At 59.5% G+C, this 20,603-nt stretch carries 20 protein-coding genes; 19 read left to right on the top strand and 1 reads right to left on the bottom strand.

Annotated features, from left to right (window positions below; translation table 11 throughout):
* Positions 1-25: 25 nt before the first annotated feature.
* The 16 genes from bchF to MGEO_RS17640 all read left to right on the top strand — a co-directional run bounded on the left by bchF (position 26) and on the right by MGEO_RS17640 (position 17,537).
* Positions 26-535: a 2-vinyl bacteriochlorophyllide hydratase gene (bchF, locus tag MGEO_RS17715; RefSeq protein ID WP_085640842.1), complete on the top strand. Its 510-nt coding sequence runs from the start codon at positions 26-28 to the stop codon at positions 533-535.
* Positions 532-1,818, top strand: coding sequence for a ferredoxin:protochlorophyllide reductase (ATP-dependent) subunit N (locus MGEO_RS17710; protein WP_085640841.1), 1,287 nt, complete (start codon positions 532-534; stop codon positions 1,816-1,818). Before bchF ends, MGEO_RS17710 begins: the two co-directional genes overlap by 4 nt.
* On the top strand, positions 1,815-3,371 hold the full coding sequence (bchB, locus tag MGEO_RS17705; protein ID WP_085640839.1) for a ferredoxin:protochlorophyllide reductase (ATP-dependent) subunit B: 1,557 nt from the start codon (positions 1,815-1,817) through the stop codon (positions 3,369-3,371). Before MGEO_RS17710 ends, bchB begins: the two co-directional genes overlap by 4 nt.
* Positions 3,361-6,930, top strand: coding sequence for a magnesium chelatase subunit H (locus MGEO_RS17700; RefSeq protein WP_085640837.1), 3,570 nt, complete (start codon positions 3,361-3,363; stop codon positions 6,928-6,930). Before bchB ends, MGEO_RS17700 begins: the two co-directional genes overlap by 11 nt.
* A gap of 106 nt (positions 6,931-7,036) precedes the next feature.
* Positions 7,037-7,924, top strand: a complete 888-nt coding sequence (gene bchL / locus MGEO_RS17695) for a ferredoxin:protochlorophyllide reductase (ATP-dependent) iron-sulfur ATP-binding protein (protein WP_085640867.1) — start codon at positions 7,037-7,039, stop codon at positions 7,922-7,924.
* Entirely contained in the window at positions 7,924-8,595 is a 672-nt protein-coding gene (gene bchM, locus MGEO_RS17690; protein ID WP_085640835.1) for a magnesium protoporphyrin IX methyltransferase, read from the top strand. The genes bchL and bchM overlap by 1 nt, the downstream gene beginning before the upstream one ends.
* Positions 8,592-10,031, top strand: coding sequence for a PucC family protein (locus MGEO_RS17685; protein ID WP_085640833.1), 1,440 nt, complete (start codon positions 8,592-8,594; stop codon positions 10,029-10,031). Before bchM ends, MGEO_RS17685 begins: the two co-directional genes overlap by 4 nt.
* Positions 10,032-10,058: 27 nt before the next feature.
* Positions 10,059-10,838 carry a photosynthetic reaction center subunit H gene (gene puhA / locus MGEO_RS17680; RefSeq protein ID WP_085640831.1) on the top strand — a complete coding sequence of 260 codons (780 nt, stop codon included), beginning with the start codon at positions 10,059-10,061 and terminating at the stop codon, positions 10,836-10,838.
* A 51-nt stretch (positions 10,839-10,889) separates the two neighbouring features.
* The gene (gene puhB / locus MGEO_RS17675) at positions 10,890-11,525 is read left to right on the top strand and encodes a photosynthetic complex putative assembly protein PuhB (RefSeq protein ID WP_085640829.1); all 636 of its coding nucleotides are present in this window, start codon (positions 10,890-10,892) and stop codon (positions 11,523-11,525) included.
* 11 nt (positions 11,526-11,536) lie between these two features.
* Positions 11,537-12,004 (top strand): photosynthetic complex assembly protein PuhC, encoded by a 468-nt coding sequence (gene puhC, locus MGEO_RS17670; protein ID WP_085640827.1) that lies wholly within the window; start codon positions 11,537-11,539, stop codon positions 12,002-12,004.
* Positions 12,005-12,021: 17 nt separating this feature from the next.
* A complete protein-coding gene (locus MGEO_RS17665; RefSeq protein ID WP_085640825.1) occupies positions 12,022-12,318 on the top strand; it encodes a hypothetical protein in 297 nt (98 codons plus the stop codon).
* Positions 12,315-13,439: a magnesium-protoporphyrin IX monomethyl ester (oxidative) cyclase gene (gene acsF / locus MGEO_RS17660; RefSeq protein ID WP_085640823.1), complete on the top strand. Its 1,125-nt coding sequence runs from the start codon at positions 12,315-12,317 to the stop codon at positions 13,437-13,439. The genes MGEO_RS17665 and acsF overlap by 4 nt, the downstream gene beginning before the upstream one ends.
* A gap of 91 nt (positions 13,440-13,530) precedes the next feature.
* Positions 13,531-14,352 carry a putative photosynthetic complex assembly protein PuhE gene (gene puhE / locus MGEO_RS17655; protein ID WP_085640821.1) on the top strand — a complete coding sequence of 274 codons (822 nt, stop codon included), beginning with the start codon at positions 13,531-13,533 and terminating at the stop codon, positions 14,350-14,352.
* Positions 14,342-15,556 (top strand): 5-aminolevulinate synthase, encoded by a 1,215-nt coding sequence (hemA, locus tag MGEO_RS17650; RefSeq protein WP_085640819.1) that lies wholly within the window; start codon positions 14,342-14,344, stop codon positions 15,554-15,556. The genes puhE and hemA overlap by 11 nt, the downstream gene beginning before the upstream one ends.
* 107 nt (positions 15,557-15,663) lie before the next feature.
* On the top strand, positions 15,664-16,086 hold the full coding sequence (locus tag MGEO_RS17645; protein ID WP_085640817.1) for a c-type cytochrome: 423 nt from the start codon (positions 15,664-15,666) through the stop codon (positions 16,084-16,086).
* Between the two features lie 134 nt (positions 16,087-16,220).
* Positions 16,221-17,537 (top strand): UDP-glucose dehydrogenase family protein, encoded by a 1,317-nt coding sequence (locus tag MGEO_RS17640; RefSeq protein WP_085640815.1) that lies wholly within the window; start codon positions 16,221-16,223, stop codon positions 17,535-17,537.
* Between the two features lie 464 nt (positions 17,538-18,001).
* Here MGEO_RS17640 and MGEO_RS17635 read toward each other — a convergent pair whose 3' ends face one another.
* Positions 18,002-18,568 (bottom strand): TlpA family protein disulfide reductase, encoded by a 567-nt coding sequence (locus tag MGEO_RS17635; RefSeq protein WP_085640865.1) that lies wholly within the window; start codon positions 18,566-18,568, stop codon positions 18,002-18,004.
* A gap of 22 nt (positions 18,569-18,590) precedes the next feature.
* Here MGEO_RS17635 and argH point away from each other — a divergent pair, with 22 nt between their 5' ends.
* The 3 genes from argH to MGEO_RS17625 are packed head-to-tail and all read left to right on the top strand — an operon-like array spanning position 18,591 to position 20,469.
* A complete protein-coding gene (gene argH, locus MGEO_RS17630; RefSeq protein WP_085640814.1) occupies positions 18,591-19,982 on the top strand; it encodes an argininosuccinate lyase in 1,392 nt (463 codons plus the stop codon).
* Complete coding sequence (locus MGEO_RS21595; protein WP_170102923.1) at positions 19,979-20,152, top strand: hypothetical protein; 174 nt, start codon at positions 19,979-19,981, stop codon at positions 20,150-20,152. Before argH ends, MGEO_RS21595 begins: the two co-directional genes overlap by 4 nt.
* Positions 20,152-20,469: a DUF2834 domain-containing protein gene (locus MGEO_RS17625; RefSeq protein ID WP_085640812.1), complete on the top strand. Its 318-nt coding sequence runs from the start codon at positions 20,152-20,154 to the stop codon at positions 20,467-20,469. Before MGEO_RS21595 ends, MGEO_RS17625 begins: the two co-directional genes overlap by 1 nt.
* Positions 20,470-20,603 lie beyond the last annotated feature (134 nt).

Below are 20,603 nucleotides of genomic sequence, written 5' to 3'. Positions count from 1 at the left end.
CTGAGACAAGGACGGAATCGTGGACATGGCAGGATCAGAACGCGCCTCTGAAAAACGGGTGTTCCTTTACACTGAGGAGCAGCGCGCGCGCCGTGACAACAGCATTTGGACAGTGATCCAGGGCGTGCTTGCGCCGCTGCAATTCCTTGTTTTTCTTATCTCTTTGGGGCTGGTTCTGCGGTACCTCTGGACCGGCGTCGGCTACGATGCCGCGACGATCTCAATTCTGATCAAGACGGTGTTTCTGCTGACCATCATGGTGACAGGCGCCATCTGGGAGAAAGTGGTCTTCGGCCAGTATCTGTTCGCAGAAGCCTTCTTTTGGGAGGATGTGTTCTCCTTCCTCGTGATCGCGTTGCACCTTGCCTATGTCTGGGCGCTTTGGACCAGTGCGCTGAGTCCGACTGAAGAAATGTGGCTCGCGCTCGCCGCTTACGCTGCCTACGTGATCAACGCTGGCCAGTTCCTTTGGAAACTGCGGGTTGCGCGACTTGAAGCAAGCAAAGCCGCTTTGACAAACGAGGCCCCCGCATGACCGAACAATTCGCCCCTCCTCCGTCGCGCGGTTGTTCCGGCACGCCTGTCCTCAAGGAGCGCGGTCAGCATGAGGTTTTCTGCGGTCTGACCGGGATCATCTGGTTGCACCGCAAGATGCAGGATGCGTTTTTCCTCGTTGTGGGCAGCCGCACCTGTGCGCATCTTCTGCAATCCGCCGCTGGTGTGATGATCTTTGCCGAACCGCGTTTTGCAACGGCGATCCTTGAGGAGACCGATCTGGCCGGGATGGCCGATGCCCAGCAGGAGCTGGATCGCGTGGTCAGCGAATTGCTGGCCCGCCGTCCCGACATCAAACAGCTTTTCCTTGTCGGCTCCTGCCCGTCCGAGGTGATCAAGCTTGATCTGGCAAAGGCTGCAGAGCGCATGAGCGCGCAATTCGCGCCGAATGTGCGGGTGCTCAGCTATTCCGGGTCAGGCATCGAAACCACTTTCACTCAGGGCGAAGACGCGTGTCTTTCCGCGATGGTTCCGGTTCTGCCGCAGACCGATGCACGCGAGTTGCTGCTTGTTGGCGCGCTTCCCGATGTGGTCGAAGAACAGGCAATTGGATTGCTTGAGGCGATGGGCATAGGTCCGATCCGGGTTTTGCCCGCGTCGCGTGTGAATGACGAGTACGGGATCGGAGCCAACACTCTCTATGCGCTGACGCAGCCGTTTCTGACGGACACACACGAAGCTTTGCAGCGCCGTGGCGCCAATCATATCGCCGCGCCTTTCCCGTTTGGCGAAGAAGGCACGACCCAGTGGCTCCGAGCAATCGCGGATCAGTTCGGTGTTTCTGAAGCAAAGTTCGCCGAAGTCACGGATGCCCCTCGTGCCCGTGCCCGTAAGGCAGTGGCCCAGGCGTCCGAGGCGATCATGGGCAAGTCGGTGTTCTTTTTCCCGGACAGCCAGTTGGAAATTCCGCTCGCTCGGTTCCTCACCCGCGAATGCGGGATGGAAGCGGTCGAGGTGGGCGCGCCGTTCATCCACAAGGCGGTGATGACGCCGGATCTTGATCTGCTGGCCGAAGGTCCGGTCATTGCCGAAGGTCAGGACGTTGACAGGCAGCTCGATCGCTGCCGCGCTGCACAGCCTGATCTGACGGTCTGTGGTCTTGGTCTTGCCAACCCGCTAGAAGCCGACGGGCTGACCACAAAATGGGCCATCGAACTGGTCTTCACGCCGGTGCATTTCTACGAACAGGCAGGCGATTTGGCCGGGCTCTTCTCGCGCCCCGTGCGCCGCCGCGCCCTCCTCAAGGTGGAGGCGGCAGAATGAAGCTGACCGTCTGGACATATGAAGGCCCACCCCATGTCGGCGCGATGCGCGTCGCCACCGGGATGACCGGACTGCACTATGTTTTGCATGCACCGCAGGGCGACACGTACGCGGACCTGCTCTTCACCATGATCGAACGGCGCAACCACCGCCCGCCAGTGACCTACACGACGTTTCAGGCGCGCGATCTGGGTGCAGACACAGCATACCTCTTCAAGGACGCCGCCACCGCTGCCTATGAGCGGTTCAAGCCGGAGGCGATGATTGTCGGCGCGTCCTGCACAGCCGAGCTGATCCAGGACGATCCCGGCGGTCTGGCGGAAACGCTCGGTTTGCCGATCCCGGCCATTCCGCTGGAACTGCCCAGCTACCAGCGCAAAGAGAATTTTGGCGCAGACGAGACGTTCTTCCAGATTGTGCGTGCTTTGGCGAAGCCGATGGAAAAAACCGCGCGTGTGACCGCCAATCTGATTGGTCCCACCGGCCTTGGCTTCCGTCATCGCGACGACATCGTCGAAGTGACCGGTCTCCTTATGGATATGGGGATCGAGGTGAACGTTGTGGCCCCGATGCCCGCTTCTCCGTCGGACATCGCCAAGATGGGTCAGGCGCATTTCAACGTGCTGATGTACCCTGAAACGGCCGAAACTGCAGCCCGTTACATGGAGCGCGAGTTTGGTCAACCTTACTCCAAGACGGTTCCAATCGGTGTCGGAGCGACCCGCGATTTCGTTAAGGAAGTGGCCGAAATCGCGGGTGTAGAGCCTGTTCTGGATGAAAGCCGTCTGCGGATGCCGTGGTATTCGGCCAGCGTCGACAGCACCTACCTGACCGGCAAGCGCGTCTTCCTCTTTGGTGACGGCACGCATGTGGCCGCCTGCGCACGTATCGCGCGCGACGAGATGGGTTTCGAAGTGGTCGGAATGGGCTGCTACAACCGCGAACAGGCCCGGATGCTGCGCGGATTGGCCAAGGACTACGGCGTCGAGGCGCTGATCACCGACGATTACCTCGAGGTCGAACGCCGGATCGAGGAACTTGCTCCCGAACTGATCCTGGGCACGCAGATGGAGCGTCATATCGGGAAGCGCCTTGGCATCCCCTGCGCGGTGATATCCGCACCCGTGCACGTCCAGGATTTTCCCGCCCGTTACAGTCCGCAAATGGGCATCGAAGGCGCGAACGTGATCTTCGACACTTGGGTGCATCCGCTGGTGATGGGCCTGGAAGAGCATCTGCTCACCATGTTCCGGGAGGATTTTGAATTCCACGATGAGGCAGGTGCCAGCCACCACGGGCACAAAGCAAAACTGCGCGAGATCGGCATATCTGACGGTGCCGAAAACGAGACTGTTTCGCCTCAACAAGCCCAAGTGAGTACCGGCCCGGTCGAGATTGTCTGGCTGCCAGCTGCCGAAAAGGAACTGAAGAAGATCCCGTTCTTCGTGCGCGGAAAAGCCAAGCGCAACACTGAGACATTCGCGTCGGAACGCGGGGTTTCCGAGATCAGCGTCGACACGCTTTACGAAGCGAAGGCCCATTATGCGCGATAGTTTCACCGAAGCCCGGGCGTATAACATCGCCATCATTACACTGGACAGCCATTCCGCTGGCCCGGTGGCACGGGCTTCTGTGAACCTTGCGCGTGACTTTCCCGGCCTGAGCGTTTCCGTCCACGCAGCCGCCGAATGGGCGGAAACGCCCGAAGCGCTGACTGAAGCCAAAACCGCAGTCGCAAATGCGGACATGGTCGTAGCCAACCTTCTTTTCCTCGAAGAACACATCAAACCGATCATCGACGATCTGCGCGCCGTTCGCGACAAGGTGGATGGCATGATCGGCGTGATTGCCGATGCTGAGATCATCAAGCTGACCAAGCTTGGCAAGCTCGACATGAGCAAGCCGGCGTCGGGGCTGATGAAAATCCTCAAGTCGCTAAAGCCGAAATCAAACGACTCAGAGGTCGAAAAAGGCGAAAAGCGGATGCAGCAACTGCGCCGCTTGCCGAAACTGCTCAAGATGGTTCCGGGCAAAGCACAGGATCTGCGGTCCTGGTTTCTTGTGATGCAGTACTGGCTGGGTGGGTCCGACGACAATATCGAGTCGATGGTCCGGTACCTTCTCGGCAAGTATGCCAAAGGGCGGGACGAGTGGTTGGGCGCTGTTGCGGATGCGCCGATCGAATACCCGGATGTGGCTCTGTATCACCCTGATTTGCCAAATCGGATCACTACGGAGATCGCCGATCTGCCGCGCCCGGCAGAGGTCAAAGCCACCATTGGCCTGCTGATGATGCGCTCTTATGTGCTGGCCAACGACACCGCGCATTACGATGCGGTGATCCGTGCGTTCGAAGCAAAAGGACTTGCCGTTGTTCCCGCCTTTGCGGGTGGGCTGGACGGACGCCCTGCCATTGCCGAGTTCTTCCGCAAGGACGACCGCACCACGATTGACACGATGGTGTCTCTAACCGGGTTCAGCCTTGTCGGCGGACCGGCTTACAATGACAGCAACGCCGCTGTCGAAGTTCTGAAAGACCTCGACATCCCCTACATCGCGGCGCATCCGCTGGAATTCCAGACGCTTGGCCAGTGGTCCTCGGGCGAGCAGGGGCTTGGTCCGATCGAGACCACCATGCTGATCGCGCTGCCCGAGCTGGATGGCGCGACCTGCCCGACGGTGTTCGGCGGGCGTCACGGCCCGGAAGGCTGCACTGGATGCCATTACCAATGCCCGTGCGACACGCAAAGCAAGGCCATGGCACCGTGCCGTGAGCGGATCGACAGCCTTGCGGAAAAGGCGCTGCGCCAGGCCACGTTGCGGCGCAAGCAGAACGCCGAGAAGAACGTCGGGATTGTTCTTTTCGGCTTTCCGCCCAATGCAGGAGCGGTTGGCACCGCGGCCTATCTGAGTGTTTTCGAGTCGCTCTTCAATACGCTTCACGCGATGAAGGCTGAGGGTTACGACATTGACCCGCCCGAAACGGTGGATGCGCTGCGCGCAGCTGTTCTTGAAGGCAATGCCAAGCAATATGGCCAGGAGGCCAATGTTGCCGCCCATGTGAGCGCTGACGACATCGTTCGCAATACTCCGCCGCTCAAGGCTATTGAAGCGGTCTGGGGTCCGGCACCGGGCAAGATTCAGTCGGACGGACGGGGTGTCTTTGTTCTGGGCGCCCAGTTCGGCAAGGTCTTTGTCGGCGTTCAGCCAACCTTCGGTTACGAAGGCGATCCGATGCGGCTGCTGTTCGAACGCGGCTTTGCGCCAACCCATGCGTTCGTCACCTTCTACCTCTGGATGCGCAACACGTTCAAAGCGGATGTGGTGCTCCATTTCGGTATGCACGGCGCGCTGGAATTCATGCCGGGCAAGCAGGCGGGCCTGGGCGCGCGTGACTGGCCGGATCGCCTGATCGGCGAAATGCCGAACGTGTATCTGTACGCCTCCAACAACCCGTCCGAGGCCGCTTTGGCCAAGCGTCGGTCGGGTGCCGTGACCGTCACGCACCTGACCCCGCCTCTGGCGCAGTCCGGGCTCTACAAAGGCTTGCAGGAGCTGAAAGACAGCCTGACGCGCTGGCGGTCATTGGGTCCGAGTGATGCGGAACGGGCAGAGTTAGAGACACTTATTGCCGAACAAGCCGAGGCTGTGGACATGACGGGCACAGAACCTGATGCGCTTTGGCTCAAGTTGCTTGAAACCGAAGACGCCCTGATCCCCGACGGCCTGCATGTTGTTGGCAAGACGTTCAGCGATGCGGCGCGGGCTGAGTATCTCAAGCTCATTGAAACCGCTGATGACGCGACCAAGGCGCGGGTCGATGCATTGTTGCAGCAGGAAACCGAACTGGCCGGGATCCTGCGCGCATTGAATGGCCGTTTCACGCCACCGGTGCCGGGTGGTGACTTGATCCGCTCAACCGATATGCTGCCGACAGGGCGCAACATCCACGCCTTCGATCCGTTCCGGATGCCGACCGAGTATGCCTGCCGCGATGGTGCGAAACAGGCTCAATTGCTGCTGGAAACGCACAAAACGCTGCCGCGCACGGTGGCGCTCGTTCTGTGGGGATCGGACAACATCAAGTCGGACGGTGCGCCCTTGGCGCAGGCTTTGGCCCTGATCGGGGCGAAGCCGCGGTTTGACAGCTTTGGGCGCATCTCGGGCGCGGACCTGATCCCGCTGGAAGAACTGGGTCGTCCGCGCATCGACGTGGTGATGACCCTGTCCGGCATCTTCCGCGATCTTCTGCCGTTGCAGACACGCATGTTGGCAGAAGCCGCGAAGAAGGCGGCGGAAGCGGATGAGCCTCTCGAGCTGAACTTCATTCGCGCGCACGCTTTGGATTATGCAAAGGAGCACGCGTGTGATCTTGAGACAGCCGCGCTGCGGGTCTTCTCGAATGCCGAAGGCGCGTATGGCTCGAACGTAAACGCGCTGGTCGACAGCAGCGCTTTTGGCGACGAAGACGAGTTGGCTGACGCCTACGAGGCACGGAAGTCTTTCGCCTATGGCGTGAACGGCAAGGCGGCGGCCAATCCGGCGCTGCTTCAGGAAACGCTGAAGACCGTCGATGTGGCGTACCAAAATCTCGAATCCGTCGAATTGGGTGTCACCACGGTTGATCACTACTTCGACACGCTGGGTGGCATTTCCCGTGCAGTAAAGCGGGCGCGCGGTGGTCAGGAAGCGGCGATCTACATCTCGGATACCACGCGCGGCAACGGCAAGGTGCGCACGCTTCAGGATCAGGTCGCATTGGAGACCCGGTCGCGCAGCCTGAACCCCAAATGGTTTGAGGGCATGCTCAAGCACGGGGCCGAAGGCGTGCGCCAGATCGAGGCGCAGGTCACCAACACGATGGGTTGGTCCGCGACCACGGGCAAGGTCGAGCCCTGGGTCTATCAGCGCCTGAGCGAAACCTTCGTGCTAGATGCCGACATGCGTGCGCGCTTGGCGGAATTGAATCCGACTGCGTCGTCCCGAATGGCGAACCGCCTGCTTGAAGCCCACGACCGTAACTACTGGCAACCCGACGCCGAAACGCTCGCTGCCTTGCAAGACGCAGCAGACGCTCTGGAAGATCGCCTTGAAGGGATCGCTGCAGAATGAGCGCCAACACGTACAACCGGAGGCCCACATGAGCCCACTAGACGCCAAGAACCCGCCCGCAGCCAAGGCCGCGATGCGTGAAGCCGCCGGTCTCAAGGCGCGCCGCATGTCCGCGCCACCCGTCCTCAAGGGGCAGGACGGCGAAGGCTCGGTTCAGGTGCACCAGGACAATTCGATGCGCATCGAAGGGGCCAAAGTGTTTGCCGTCTATGGCAAAGGCGGGATTGGCAAGTCGACCACGTCGTCGAACCTGTCCGCTGCGTTTTCCAAGCTGGGCAAGCGCGTGCTGCAGATCGGGTGCGACCCGAAGCATGACAGCACCTTCACATTGACCGGCAAGCTGCAGCCGACGGTGATCGACATCCTCAAGGAGGTTGATTTCCACGCCGAGGAACTGCGCCCCGAAGATTTCATGGCCGACGGATTTAACGGTGTAAAATGCATTGAGGCTGGTGGTCCGCCTGCCGGAACAGGGTGCGGCGGGTATGTCGTTGGTCAGACGGTAAAGCTGCTCAAGCAGCATCACCTTCTGGAAGACACCGACGTGGTGCTGTTCGACGTGCTGGGTGACGTGGTCTGCGGCGGCTTTGCTGCGCCGCTGCAGCACGCTGATCGCGCGATGATCGTTACGGCGAATGACTTTGACAGCATCTATGCGATGAACCGTATCATTGCGGCGGTTCAGGCCAAATCCTCGAACTACAAGGTGCGGCTTGCGGGTTGCGTTGCGAACCGGTCCAAGGACACGGACGAGGTGGACCGCTTCTGCGACAAGGTCGGGTTCAAGCGCATTGCTCATATGCCCGATTACGACGCTATTCGTCGGTCGCGTCTGAAGAAGAAGACGCTTTTCGAGATGCCGGACGAGGAAGATATCGTCATGGCGCGCAAGGAATACATCCGGCTTGCCGAAACTCTTTGGAACGGGACCGAAGCGCTTGCTCCGCAGCCTTTGGAAGACCGTGACATCTTTGAACTTCTGGGATTCGATTGATGAGTTACGACGCGACACGCGATCGGGTCGAACACTATTTCGACCGCACGGCGACCAAGGTTTGGGAGCGTCTGACCTCGGACGCGCCGGTCAGCCGTATTCGCGAGACCGTCCGCAAGGGCCGGGACCAGATGCGGGACAAGCTGTTGTCGGCGCTGCCGTCAGACCTGAACGGCGTTCGCGTTCTGGATGCCGGATGCGGTGCGGGGCAGATGACGCAGGAATTGGCCCAGCGGGGGGCTGACGTGGTGGCCGTGGATATCTCGCCGTCGCTGGTCAAGATCGCGCGCGACCGTCTGCCAGAGCACCTGCGGTCCCGCGTGACGTTCGCCAGCGGTGACATGCTGTCAGCGGATCATGGGTCGTTCGACCACGTCATCGCGATGGACAGCCTGATCTACTACACGGAGTCCGACATCCGCGCCTCGTTGTCCAGATTGGGCGAACGGACGCGGGGATCCATCGCCTTCACCGTTGCACCGCGTACGCCGCTATTGATGACGATGTGGTACGCGGGCAAGGCGTTTCCGCGCTCCGACCGGTCGCCGGTGATGATCCCGCATGGATCGGCGCGTTTGTCGAAAACAGTCTCTGATATTGGCCAACTCAATGATCTGGGCCGCGTGAATTGCGGCTTCTACATCAGCCAGGCCCTGGAGTTCCGCCCATGATCGTGACCCGCTCTCAGGTCAAGTCTCTCGGGGTGAGCCTGCTTCCGTTCTCGGACGCGGCCTCGGACGATTTGCCTTTGGGCCAGCTTCTTCGGCTTGCGCTGTTCCAGGTGTCGGTCGGCATGGCGGGCGTCATGCTGCTGGGTACGCTGAACCGGGTGATGATCGTCGAGCTTTCCGTTCCGGCGACGTTGGTGGCGATCATGGTCGCGCTGCCTGTTCTGATTGCGCCCTTCCGGGCGCTTCTCGGGTTCAAGTCGGACAACTATCGCTCGGCGATTGGGTGGAAGCGCATTCCCTACCTTTGGTTCGGCACGCTCTGGCAGTTCGGCGGTTTGGCCGTGATGCCCGCCTGTCTTTTGGTCCTTGGTGGCGACGTCACCCATGAGATTCCGTTCGCTGGAGAGGTGCTGGCAGCCTTGGCGTTCATCATGACCGGTCTCGGCATGCATATGACGCAGACAGCCGGGCTTGCCCTTGCCGCGGATCGTGCGACCGATGAAACCCGCCCGCGCGTCGTGTCCCTGCTTTACGTCATGTACCTGATTGGCATGGGGGTGTCTGCCATCGTCATTGGCTGGCTGCTGCGCGATTTCTCGGGCGTTCTGCTGATCAGCGTCGTTCAAGGCTGTGCAGTTGCGACACTGCTGCTCAACGTGATCGCGCTTTGGAAGCAAGAGCGCGTGCGTCCGATGTCGAAAGAAGACCGTGAGGCTCCGCAACCGTCCTTCAAGGATGCCTGGGCGGACCTGACGGCAGGCGGCACGGCTGGGCGTCTGCTGGCCGTGGTGTTTGTCGGAACGATGGCCTTCAACATGCAGGACGTGCTGCTCGAACCTTATGGCGGCGAGATCCTTGGGCTGAGCGTATCGTCCACAACGCTGCTCACCGCGACCTGGGCGCTGGGCGCATTGCTCGGGTTTGCCTTGGCTGCGCGGGTACTGTCGAAAGGTGGGAACACCTATCGCATGGCCTCGGTCGGGTTGCTGGCGGGTGTCGCAGCGTTCAGCATCGTTATCTTTGCTGCGCCGATGAACTCCGCCCCTCTGTTTTTCCTCGGTGCTGGCCTGATTGGGTTCGGTGGTGGTTACTTCGCCATTTCAACACTGACGGCTGCGATGACCCTACCTGCCGACGGATTGGCGGGCCGAGGATTGGCGCTGGGCGCGTGGGGCGCGGCGCAGGCAACGGCTGCCGGTTTTTCCACACTCATTGGCGGCGCAACCCGCGACGGGATCAACATGGTCGCCATGTCCGGCCGCTGGGGCGATGCCTTGGCCACCCCGACGACGGGCTATTCCGTCGTCTATCACCTCGAAATCGCGCTTCTGTTCCTGACGCTCATCGTTCTGGGCCGTCTCATCAGCCAAAGCAGAAGCACCCTGATATCCAACCAGAAACCGACAGGGCTGGGCCTTGCCGATTTCCCAACCTGACCAAGGCCCATCAAGGAGGACACTCAGATGACCGAAGACTATATCCTTGGCAACCTAGACCTCGCGAGCATCTCGCTCTGGTTGTTCTTCATTTTCTTCGTCGGACTGGTGATCTGGATCCAGCGCGAAAACCAACGCGAGGGTTATCCGCTTCTGGACGAGGACGGCACCCCGGCAGACGCGGGTGGCGTATTCCCCAACCCGGCAGACAAGACGTTTCTGCTGCCCCATGGCCGGGGCGAATACACCGTACCTTCGGGACAGACTCCCGAGCGCACGGACATCGACGCCAAACTCACACGCCAGTTCGACAGTGGCGGTTTCCCGTTCGATCCGGTGGGCAATCCGCTGGCGGATGGTGTTGGTCCAGGCTCTTGGGCACCGCGCCGGGATGAGCCGGAGCTGGATGGGCATGGTCACCCGAAGATCATTCCCATGTCGGGCAGTGAACACTTCCGTGTTTCTGCCGGCCGTGACCCGCGTGGTCTTCCGGTTGTCGCGGGAGACGGTGCAATCGTCGGCAAGATCACCGACATGTGGATCGACGAGCCTGAACAGATGGTGCGCTACCTCGAGATGGAACTCGATGCCGAATATGGCGGTGGATCGCGGCTCGTGCCGATCACCTTTACCCGCATCTGGGGTAACCGCGTGAAAATCCGTTCGATCTTTGGCGAACACTTTGCCGGTGTTCCCCAACTCGCGTCACCGCAGCAGATCACAAAGCTCGAGGAAGAAAAGGTCAGCGCCTACTACGGCGGCGGCACGCTCTACGCGAGCAAGGCGCGGCAAGAGCCGCAGCTCTGACACGTCAAGGACCAACAGCCGCAGCCACGGCTTACCGAAAGGGAACCTACCATGCCGCATGATGACTTTCAGGTAGAACCGGTTAAAGGCCTTCCAGAGACACCTCCCAAGGGAGAGGTGATCCTCTGGCAAGGCAAGCCGGATTGGTGGGCGCTTTCCAAGGAGTCGCTGAACCTGCTGTGGGTCGCCGGTTATTTCGTGTTCCTGGCGCTCTGGCGGTTCGTTGCTGTTGTCGATTTGATGCCGCTTGGGCAGGCAATCTGGGCTTCGGTTCCGTTCCTGATCCTTGGGGCTATTGTGTGTCTGCTGCTCATCGGGATCGCATGGGCTCAGGCGCATTATACGGTCTATACGATCACAAATCGGCGTGTAGCGATGCGGATCGGTGCGGCTCTGACGGTGACGCTGAATCTGCCATACACGCAGATCGGTGCGGCCAACCTCGATCTGCGCAAGTCCGGCACGGGAACAATCGCTTTCGACCTCTTGGGCGATACGCGGATCAGCTACCTGGTCTGCTGGCCGCATGTGCGCCCGTGGCGGATTTCGCCGACGCAACCCGCGCTGCGCTGCATTCCCGAAGCGGAAAAGATCGCCGCAATGATCTCTGAAGCGGCGCAAGCGCGTATCTCGACACCGCAGGTCGAGCGCACGAATGCCGCCCCGTCGGCTGTTGCCGCGGAATAGGGGGGTCGATCATGCAAACGCAAACCGTCGATAAAGCCCGCATTCACGCAACAGAGCGTGAACTCGTACCGCGCCTCTTTGTACGCGCGATGTTCGGGATGGTGATGATCTGCCTGATCATGGTGGCGATCTACCGCTGGATGGACGGCCCGGTGCAATACACGGCGCCTGAATCGCCCGTCGTGATCGAAAAGACGCTTTTCCTCGAAGGAGCGATGAGCGGGGCCGCCAGGGTTTTCGCCGAGGATGGCACATTGATTGCCGAGTATTCGCCTGAAGAAGGCGGGTTTCTTTCCGGCATGTGGCGCGTCCTGCAACGGGAACGCACCAAGGCACGTGTCGATCTGGATGGTCCTGTGATCGTCCGCGCACGTGAGAACAACCGTCTTGAGATCTTTGATCCCAGCACGGGATGGGGGGCCGACCTGATGGGTTTCGGCGCCGACAACTCGGCCGCCTTCGCCAGGCTGCTGAACTAACCGAAAGGGAATCGGAAATGGGTCTTTTGACGAAAGAAATCGAAAGGGCACCGTGCACAGTGGAAATCAGCCACTGTTTCGAGAGCCTGCACGCGCATGTGCGTTTCAACAACGGCGCTGTGATCTATCCCGGCGACGAGGTGAAAGTTCAGGGGCCCGAGATCATGGCCCCATTCGGAGAGGTCGTTTCCGAAGATCGCGAAGCGATCATCGTCCGCGCCTCCAAGCTCGAACAGCTTTGGACCCGCCTGACCGGGGATTTCGAAGTGATGGAGCTTTGTGAATTCTCCTTCTCTGAAGAGGTGATGCTATGAACATGCATGCCAAACACTCCGCCGACGCGACGACCGTCGAAGAAGGTCTTGCCATTCAGGAAGAACAGGCGAAATACGACGACAATTTCGCCACTGAAACGGCGATGGCCAATACGCTGCTGACGCCGCGCTTCTACACCACGAATTTCGACGAGCTGGATGCGATCAATGTCGATGGCATCCGCGCCGAATGGGACGAGCTGATCGCCCAGATGGAAGCGGACCCGAACAAGGGTCACTTCAAGAAGAACGAAGACTGGGACCATGTCGACTGGGAGAACATGGAGCCACAGTTGAAAAAGGAATTCATCGATTTTCTGATCTCGAGCTGCACTGCCGAATTCTCGGGCTGCGTTCTCTACAAGGAAATGAAGCGGCGAGGGAACAACAAGGACATCACACAGCTCTTCCAGCTGATGGCGAGGGACGAGGCGCGGCATGCGGGGTTCATCAACGATGCGCTGCGTGAGGCCGGCCTAAGGGTGAACCTCGGATTCCTGACACAGTCGAAAAAATATACCTACTTCCGGCCAAAGTTCATCTACTACGCCACCTATCTGTCGGAAAAGATCGGCTATGCCCGCTACATCACGATCTTCCGCCATCTCGAGGCGAACCCCGAGCATCGGTTCCATCCGATTTTCAAATGGTTTGAGGAATGGTGCAACGACGAGTTCAGTCACGGCGAGGCGTTTGCCCTTCTGATGAAGACCGACCCCAAGCTGACGCAGGGCAAAAACGTGCTCTGGATCAAGTTCTTCCTGACTGCCGTCTATGCCACGATGTATGTGCGCGATCATCAGCGCCCTGCGTTCCACAAGGCGCTGGGCGTCGACCCGGATTGGTATGCGCATGAAGTCTTCGCCAAGACATCCAAACTGAGCGAGCAGATCTTCCCGATCACGCTGGATATCGACCACCCTCGGTGGCAGCCGACGCTGGAAAAACTGCAACGTGCGAACGTGCAGATTGCCGAAGCCAAGGCGCAGGGTGGTGTTGGTGGCAAGCTGAGGGAAATGGCAGGCGCAGCCAAGGCGGCAATGTGCTTCTTCTCGCTTTACACCATCCCGGCAAAGAAACACGAGGTGCCTGAGAATACGCGTCTGGTGCCCGCTTACTGAACAAAGGGGTTGCCGTCTCGGGGCGGCAACCTCGTGGGGGCTGGCCCCCACACCCTCGGCATATTTGTAGAACGAAAAAGGACAAGACAGCGTGTTGAATGATCCCTGGATCGCGGCCCTCGTGGCGCTCTTTCTCTGGTGGTTTTCCACCGGGGTGATCCTGATGGTCGTGAAATACGCCGATCGTCGTGGTCCGCGTTTCGGGCAGATTCTTTGCATCGCCGCCTTGCCGATCTTCCTGCTTGGAGTTTACGGGATCTGGATCAGCGCGGATGGCACTGATCCGGCGGGGGCGTATCACGCGTTCCTGTCCGCGCTTGCGCTGTGGGGATGGATCGAAATGGCGTTTCTGACGGGCGCAATCACAGGTCCAAACCGACTTGCCTGCCGGGATGACATTCCGGAGTGGGAGCGGTTCATCCGGGCCTGGGGGACGATCGCCTATCACGAGATGCTGCTTACCGCGACGCTGGCCGGGATCTGGCTGTATACGCAGGGGGCCGAAAACACATTCGGGTTCTGGACCTTTGCAGTTCTCTTTTTCGCGCGGGTGTCGGCCAAGCTGAACCTGTTTTTGGGTGTTCCAAAGATCAATACGGAATTCCTGCCGAGCGCGCTTGCGCATCTGCCCAGCCATTTCCGGATCGCAAAGATGAACTGGCTGTTCCCGATCTCCATAACCGCGCTGACCTTTGCTGTCGCCTGCTGGCTGGAACGCATCTACTCGGCGTCCACAGTTGGCGATGTGGTGGGCTTTGCTCTTCTGGCGGCCATGACCGCGCTCGCGTTGCTTGAGCATTGGTTCATGGTGCTGCCGCTGCCCGACGAGAAACTCTGGCGCTGGATGATTCCTGCGCCAAAACCAACACCAAAAGAAAAGACGATACGAACGGAGGACGCCCATGGACTTTGACAGCTTGTTCAATGCCCAGCTTGATGCCCTTAAGAAAGAAGGGAACTATCGGATCTTTGCGGAGCTGGAGCGCAAATGCGGCGCGTTCCCCAAAGCCAAGTCACATGATGAGGATTGTCCCGACGAGGTCACCGTCTGGTGTTCGAACGATTATCTTGGCATGGGCCAGCACCCCGACGTCATCAAGTCGATGCAGGATGCTGTCGCGAAGAATGGTTGCGGTGCCGGGGGAACCCGGAACATTTCTGGCACCAATCACCAGCACAAGCTGCTTGAGGATGAGCTGGCAGACCTGCACGGCAAGGAGGCGGCCCTTCTGTTCACGTCGGGCTACGTGTCGAATTGGGCGGCCTTGTCGACGCTGGGGTCCCGTTTGCCGGACGCTGTGATTCTGTCAGACGAGCTGAACCATGCGTCGATGATCGAAGGTATTCGCCACAGTCGTGCCAACAAGGTGATCTGGAAGCACAACGATCCGGAGGATCTTGATCGGAAACTGGCCGCGCTGCCGTCGAACGCGACCAAGATCGTCGCGTTCGAGTCGGTGTATTCGATGGACGGCGACATCTGCCCGATGAAGGAGATCGTCGAGGTGGCTGAGAAGCACGGAGCGATGACCTATCTTGACGAGGTCCATGCCGTGGGCATGTACGGCCCGCGCGGCGGTGGTGTTTCGGAACGGGAGGGACTTGCAGATCGGATCACTCTTATCGAAGGTACTCTTGGAAAGGCGTATGGCGTCATGGGCGGGTACATCACCGGGTCCGAAGCCATGTGTGATTTTATCCGATCATTCTCTTCAGGGTTCATCTTTACCACCGCCCTGCCTCCTGCCGTAGCGGCGGCGGCGCGCACATCGATCCGTCATCTCAAAAAGAGCGACACGGAACGCAGGCAGCAGAAGGCGCAGGTTGCCAAGCTCCGCAGGCGGCTGGACGACATGGGGATTCCGCATCTCGACAACCCAAGCCATATCATTCCTGTGATGATCAAGGATCCGGTCAAATGTCGGATGCTGGCCGACATTCTGATGCAGGACTACGGCATCTACGTTCAGCCGATCAATTACCCTACAGTTCCCAAAGGCACGGAGCGTCTGCGTTTCACGCCAGGGCCGCTTCATTCGGACGCAGACATCGAACAGTTGGTCCAGGCGCTGGCAACCCTTTGGAAACAGTGTGCTATCGCACATCAGGTCGCTTGACTTGGGGCTCGGCCCGGTTAGGTGATACGGAACCGCACAGCTTTGCTATTGGTTAACAAGATAAAAGCGCATTACTGTGCGCCGGAACACGAAAGAGGAGTTCAACAATGAAGTTGATGATCGCAACTGCGGCGATGCTGCTGGCGGGGTCTGGTGCGGCTTTTGCACAAGACGCTGCTGCTGGTGAAAAGGAATTCAACAAGTGCAAGTCCTGCCACATGATCGTGGCGGACGATGGCACAGAGATCGTTAAAGGCGGCCGTACCGGCCCGAACCTTTGGAACGTGATTGGCCGCAAGGCGGGAAGCGTTGAAGACTTCCGCTATGGCGACAGCCTTGTTGCTGCTGGTGAGGCTGGCCTTGTCTGGGACGAAGAAACATTCGTTGCTTACGTTCAGGACCCCAAGGGTTTCCTCGCTGAATACCTTGATGACTCCGGCGCACGCTCGAAGATGTCCTACCGTCTGCGCAAGGGCATGGAAGACGTCTATGCCTATCTTGTCACGGTCAGCCCCGACGCCGGGTCTTAATCCGGGAAAGCGAACCACAAAAAAAGGGCGCGCTGCCACAGCGCGCCCTTTTTCGTTTTTCGGTTCAATGCGTAGAGTTGACCCGCCCTCTGCACTGCCGCAAAACACCGCACAAGTCTTAGAAGGGCAGAGCTATGAAGATTGCGATGATCGGGACCGGGTATGTTGGTCTGGTGTCTGGAGTGTGTTTTTCCGATTTCGGTCACACGGTGGTGTGTGTGGACAAGGATCAGCGCAAGATTGACATGCTGGAGCGGGGCGAGGTTCCGATCTATGAGCCGGGGCTCGATGCGCTCATGGCGAAGAATGTCGAAGCCGGTCGCCTGACGTTTACACGCGATCTTCCCACGGCCATCGACGGTGCCGAAGCGGTGTTCATTGCCGTGGGGACACCGACACGCAGGGGGGATGGGCATGCCGATCTCACCTATGTGATGGCCGCCGCCGAAGAGATCGCCAAGGCGGCCAAGGATTATGTCGTCATCGTCACGAAATCGACCGTGCCCGTTGGCACGAACCGGAAGGTGCGCGAGGTTGTGGCCGCAGCCAATCCGGAGCTGGATTTCGACGTCGCATCGAACCCGGAGTTTCTGCGCGAAGGGGCTGCCATCGACGATTTCATGAAGCCGGACCGCGTGGTCGTCGGTGTGGAAACCGACCGGGCCGCTGCAGTCATGTCGGAGATCTACAGACCGCTGTACCTGCGCGATTTCCCGATTGTCACAACCGATCTGGAATCCGCCGAGATGATCAAATACGCGGCCAACGCGTTTCTGGCGACAAAGATCACCTTCATCAACGAAATCGCCGCTCTGTGCGAGAAGGTCGGTGCGGATGTGAAACAGGTGTCCAAGGGTATGGGTATGGACAACCGGATCGGGAACAAGTTCCTGCACGCCGGGCCGGGTTATGGCGGGTCGTGTTTTCCGAAGGACACCAAGGCGCTGGCACGGATCGGACAGGAATATGCAAGCCCGATGCACATCACGGAAACCGTGATTGCAGTAAACGAGGATACCAAGCGCCGGATGATCGGCAAGCTGCAGGATCTGTGCGACGGGTCGTTCAACGGCAAGACCGTTGCCGTGCTGGGGGTGACGTTCAAACCCAATACGGACGACATGCGGGATGCACCTTCGCTGACCATCGTTCCGGCGCTTGTGGGCGGTGGGGCCAGGGTTCGGGTGTGTGATCCGCAAGGGCAGCATGAAGGCGAGGCCCTGCTGCCGGGTGTTCAATGGCAGGACGATCCCTATGAGGCGTCGAAGGACGCTGATCTGATCGTGCTGCTGACAGAGTGGAACGAGTTCCGCGCGCTGGACCTCGACAAGATCGCATCCAGCATGTCGCGGCCCGCCATGGCCGACCTGCGTAACATCTACAGCGCCGACGTGGCGCGGGACGCAGGCTTTGTCGCGTATGAGAGTGTGGGTCGGATCGGGTTCCCCTGACAGGTAATCGGACAGAAGACCCTGCTGGTTTCGCAAACCAGGCACGCCCAATTGGGCCAAATTGTGGCGTAATTTGGGCAGTTTCTTCTGACAAACCAGGCCTTATGCGAAGGATTGTCCCTGATTTTGCGCCTCCATCGACCAAATGGGGCGAAATGCTTTGCGAGCCGTCACATTTCTGACAAAAACATATCTGTCGGGCGGGGGCTCGAACTCAGGTGCGTCCATGCGTCAGGTCTCTAACACTGTCCACTCTCTCTTTTTGCTCACGGACCGCGTTTGGCGCGGACCCATGGTGCATGGGATGAACGCCACTGATCAGCAGGAGTTTCGGATCTGATCACACGCCAAGGCACGCGCGGGGGCGCGGGTGGCAGCTACAACCATTCGACGAGGTGAAGCGTCGTGTGCCGTGTGAGCGTTGGGGGACGCGTCCGAAACTCCTGCAAGTTTTGTTCCTGGACCTATCCGTTCGAACCCCGACCAAGAATGGTTCTCAGGATGTTTTTGGCATTGTCCGATGCCCAGTCGGCATCGCCGCGCATCCGGGCAACCTCTTCTCCCTCAGGGTTGAGAATGACCGTAATCGGCAAACCCAGGACACCCATCTCGCGTGCGAGACCGGATTTCGGGTCCCGGTAAAGCGGAAGGTTACTCACCCCGATTTCCCTGAAAAACGACTGCATGGCTGGCGGAGGATTACGACCCGTGGCAATTGTCACAACGTCGAAATCGTCTCCGCCGAACTCGGTTTGCAGCTCTGACAGCATGGGCATTTCCTTGCGGCAGGGCGCACACCATGTCGCCCAGAAGTTCAGCAGAACCCATTTGCCCTTGTACTGCTCCAGCGACAACGGTGCGCCATCGAAGGTGGTGAACTCAGCCGTTCCAGCGGGCTGTGCTGCACTGTGAAAGGTCAGCTTTTTCATGTCCCCTTCACGCATCGCCTCAGCTTTGGCCAGATCGGCCAGCGCCGGGTTTGCAAGCGTCACGAGGCCCGTATAGAGGAGGACGGCAAGTGTTTTCTTCATTTTCCCTCCGAAGGGGTAGACCATGTCCGACAAATCCTCGAACCAGATGTGGGGTGGCCGTTTCGCCGCCGGTCCAGACGCGATCATGGAGGCGATCAATGCCTCGATCGGTTTTGACAAACGCATGGCGGCACAGGACATTGCCGGTTCAAGAGCCCACGCCGCAATGCTTGCCGCGCAAGGCATCGTAACACCTAGCGATGCGGATGCGATGCGGGAAGGCTTGCTCACCGTTTTGTCAGAGATTGAAACAGGGCAGTTCGCCTTTTCGACCGCGCTTGAGGACATCCACATGAATGTCGAAGCACGTCTGAAAGAGGTGATTGGCGAACCGGCTGGCCGTCTGCACACGGGCCGGTCGCGAAACGATCAAGTGGCCACCGATTTCCGCCTATGGGTTCGGGATCAACTGGATGCAGCGGCCTCTGGTCTTGAGGCGTTGATGCGCGCATTGCTTGCTCAGGCCGAAGCGGGTGCGGATTGGGTGATGCCTGGCTTTACCCACCTGCAGACCGCGCAGCCAGTGACGTGGGGCCATCACATGATGGCTTATGTCGAGATGTTCGCTCGTGATTTGTCGCGCGTTCAGGACGCACGCCGTCGGATGAACGAATGTCCTCTGGGCGCCGCTGCACTCGCGGGAACGTCTTTTCCGATTGATCGTGAGATGACAGCAAAGGCGCTGGGTTTTGATCGCCCGATGGCGAACAGCCTCGATGCGGTCAGTGACCGGGACTTTGCGCTGGAATTTCTCAGCGTTGCGAGCATCAGCGCGATGCACCTCAGCCGTATGGCAGAAGAACTGGTGATCTGGTCTTCGGCACAGTTCCGATTTGTGACTCTGTCTGACCGGTTCTCGACCGGATCCTCGATCATGCCACAGAAAAAGAACCCCGATGCCGCAGAGCTTATCCGTGCGAAGATCGGTCGTATCTTCGGTGCGAATGTTGCGCTGATGACCGTGATGAAGGGTTTGCCGCTGGCCTACTCCAAGGACATGCAGGAAGATAAGGAGCAGGTCTTTGACGCTGCGGACAACTGGATGCTGGCGCTTGCTGCCATGGAAGGCATGGTCAAGGACATGACCGCGAATACGTCCGTGCTTGAATCCGCCGCCTCGGCCGGTTTTTCGACTGCAACCGATCTGGCCGACTGGCTTGTCCGAACGCTCGACCTACCTTTCCGGGAGGCGCATCATGTCACCGGGTCTCTGGTGGCGATGGCGGAAAAGAAGGGATGCGATTTGCCGGACTTGAGCCTCGGGGACATGCAGTCAGTCCATGCCGCGATCACCGCCGATGTGTTCGAGGTGCTGGGTGTGCACAATTCGGTGGCCAGCCGCACCAGTTATGGCGGTACGGCGCCCGTGCGGGTGCGGGAACAGATCGCGCGCTGGAAAGAGGCTTTGGCATGAAAATCGTACTGCTGTTTGTCGGGCTGACAGCCCTGACTGCGTGCGGCGCGGACGGCCCACCGATTACTCCTTCGGTCAACACGACAGTGTCCGTCGGATCCGAAGGCGTGCGCACATCGACGGGCGTATCAGTCACATCCGGCCCGGTAACCGTAGGGGCGAGTTTCTGATGAGCCCGCTGCGTTGGATCTATATCGGGCTGGCTGTGTGGGGCGCCATCCACCCCATGTATTACTTTATGTCATACATGGCGGAGAATGGCTGGAGCCTCGGCGCGCTGATCGATGCTTGGTACGTGAACGATTCGACCACGGGCCTGACATGGGATCTGACGATTGCGGCCATCACGCTGACGATCTGGATCATCGCCGAAGTGGCGGTTCGCCGGAACTGGTCGGCACTGATCGCGATTCCGGCGACTTACTGTATCGGTGTCAGCTGCGGCCTGCCGCTTTATCTCTTTCTGCGGTCGCGTCCTGTCGCCTGAAGAGACTTTGATACCGGTCTGAGCCTCGATTTCCGCAGATCACGCCGGGCAAACGGCCAGTGTCGGATTTGCATATTTGGAAAAAGAAGAAGCTGCGAGGGTGGTGCAAGACTTTCAGCTGCGCTACTGCGGCG

The organism is Marivita geojedonensis (assembly GCF_002115805.1).
In the GTDB taxonomy this organism is placed as follows: Bacteria; Pseudomonadota; Alphaproteobacteria; order Rhodobacterales; family Rhodobacteraceae; genus Marivita; species Marivita geojedonensis.
This window is presented reverse-complemented; position numbering and strand designations above follow the sequence as displayed.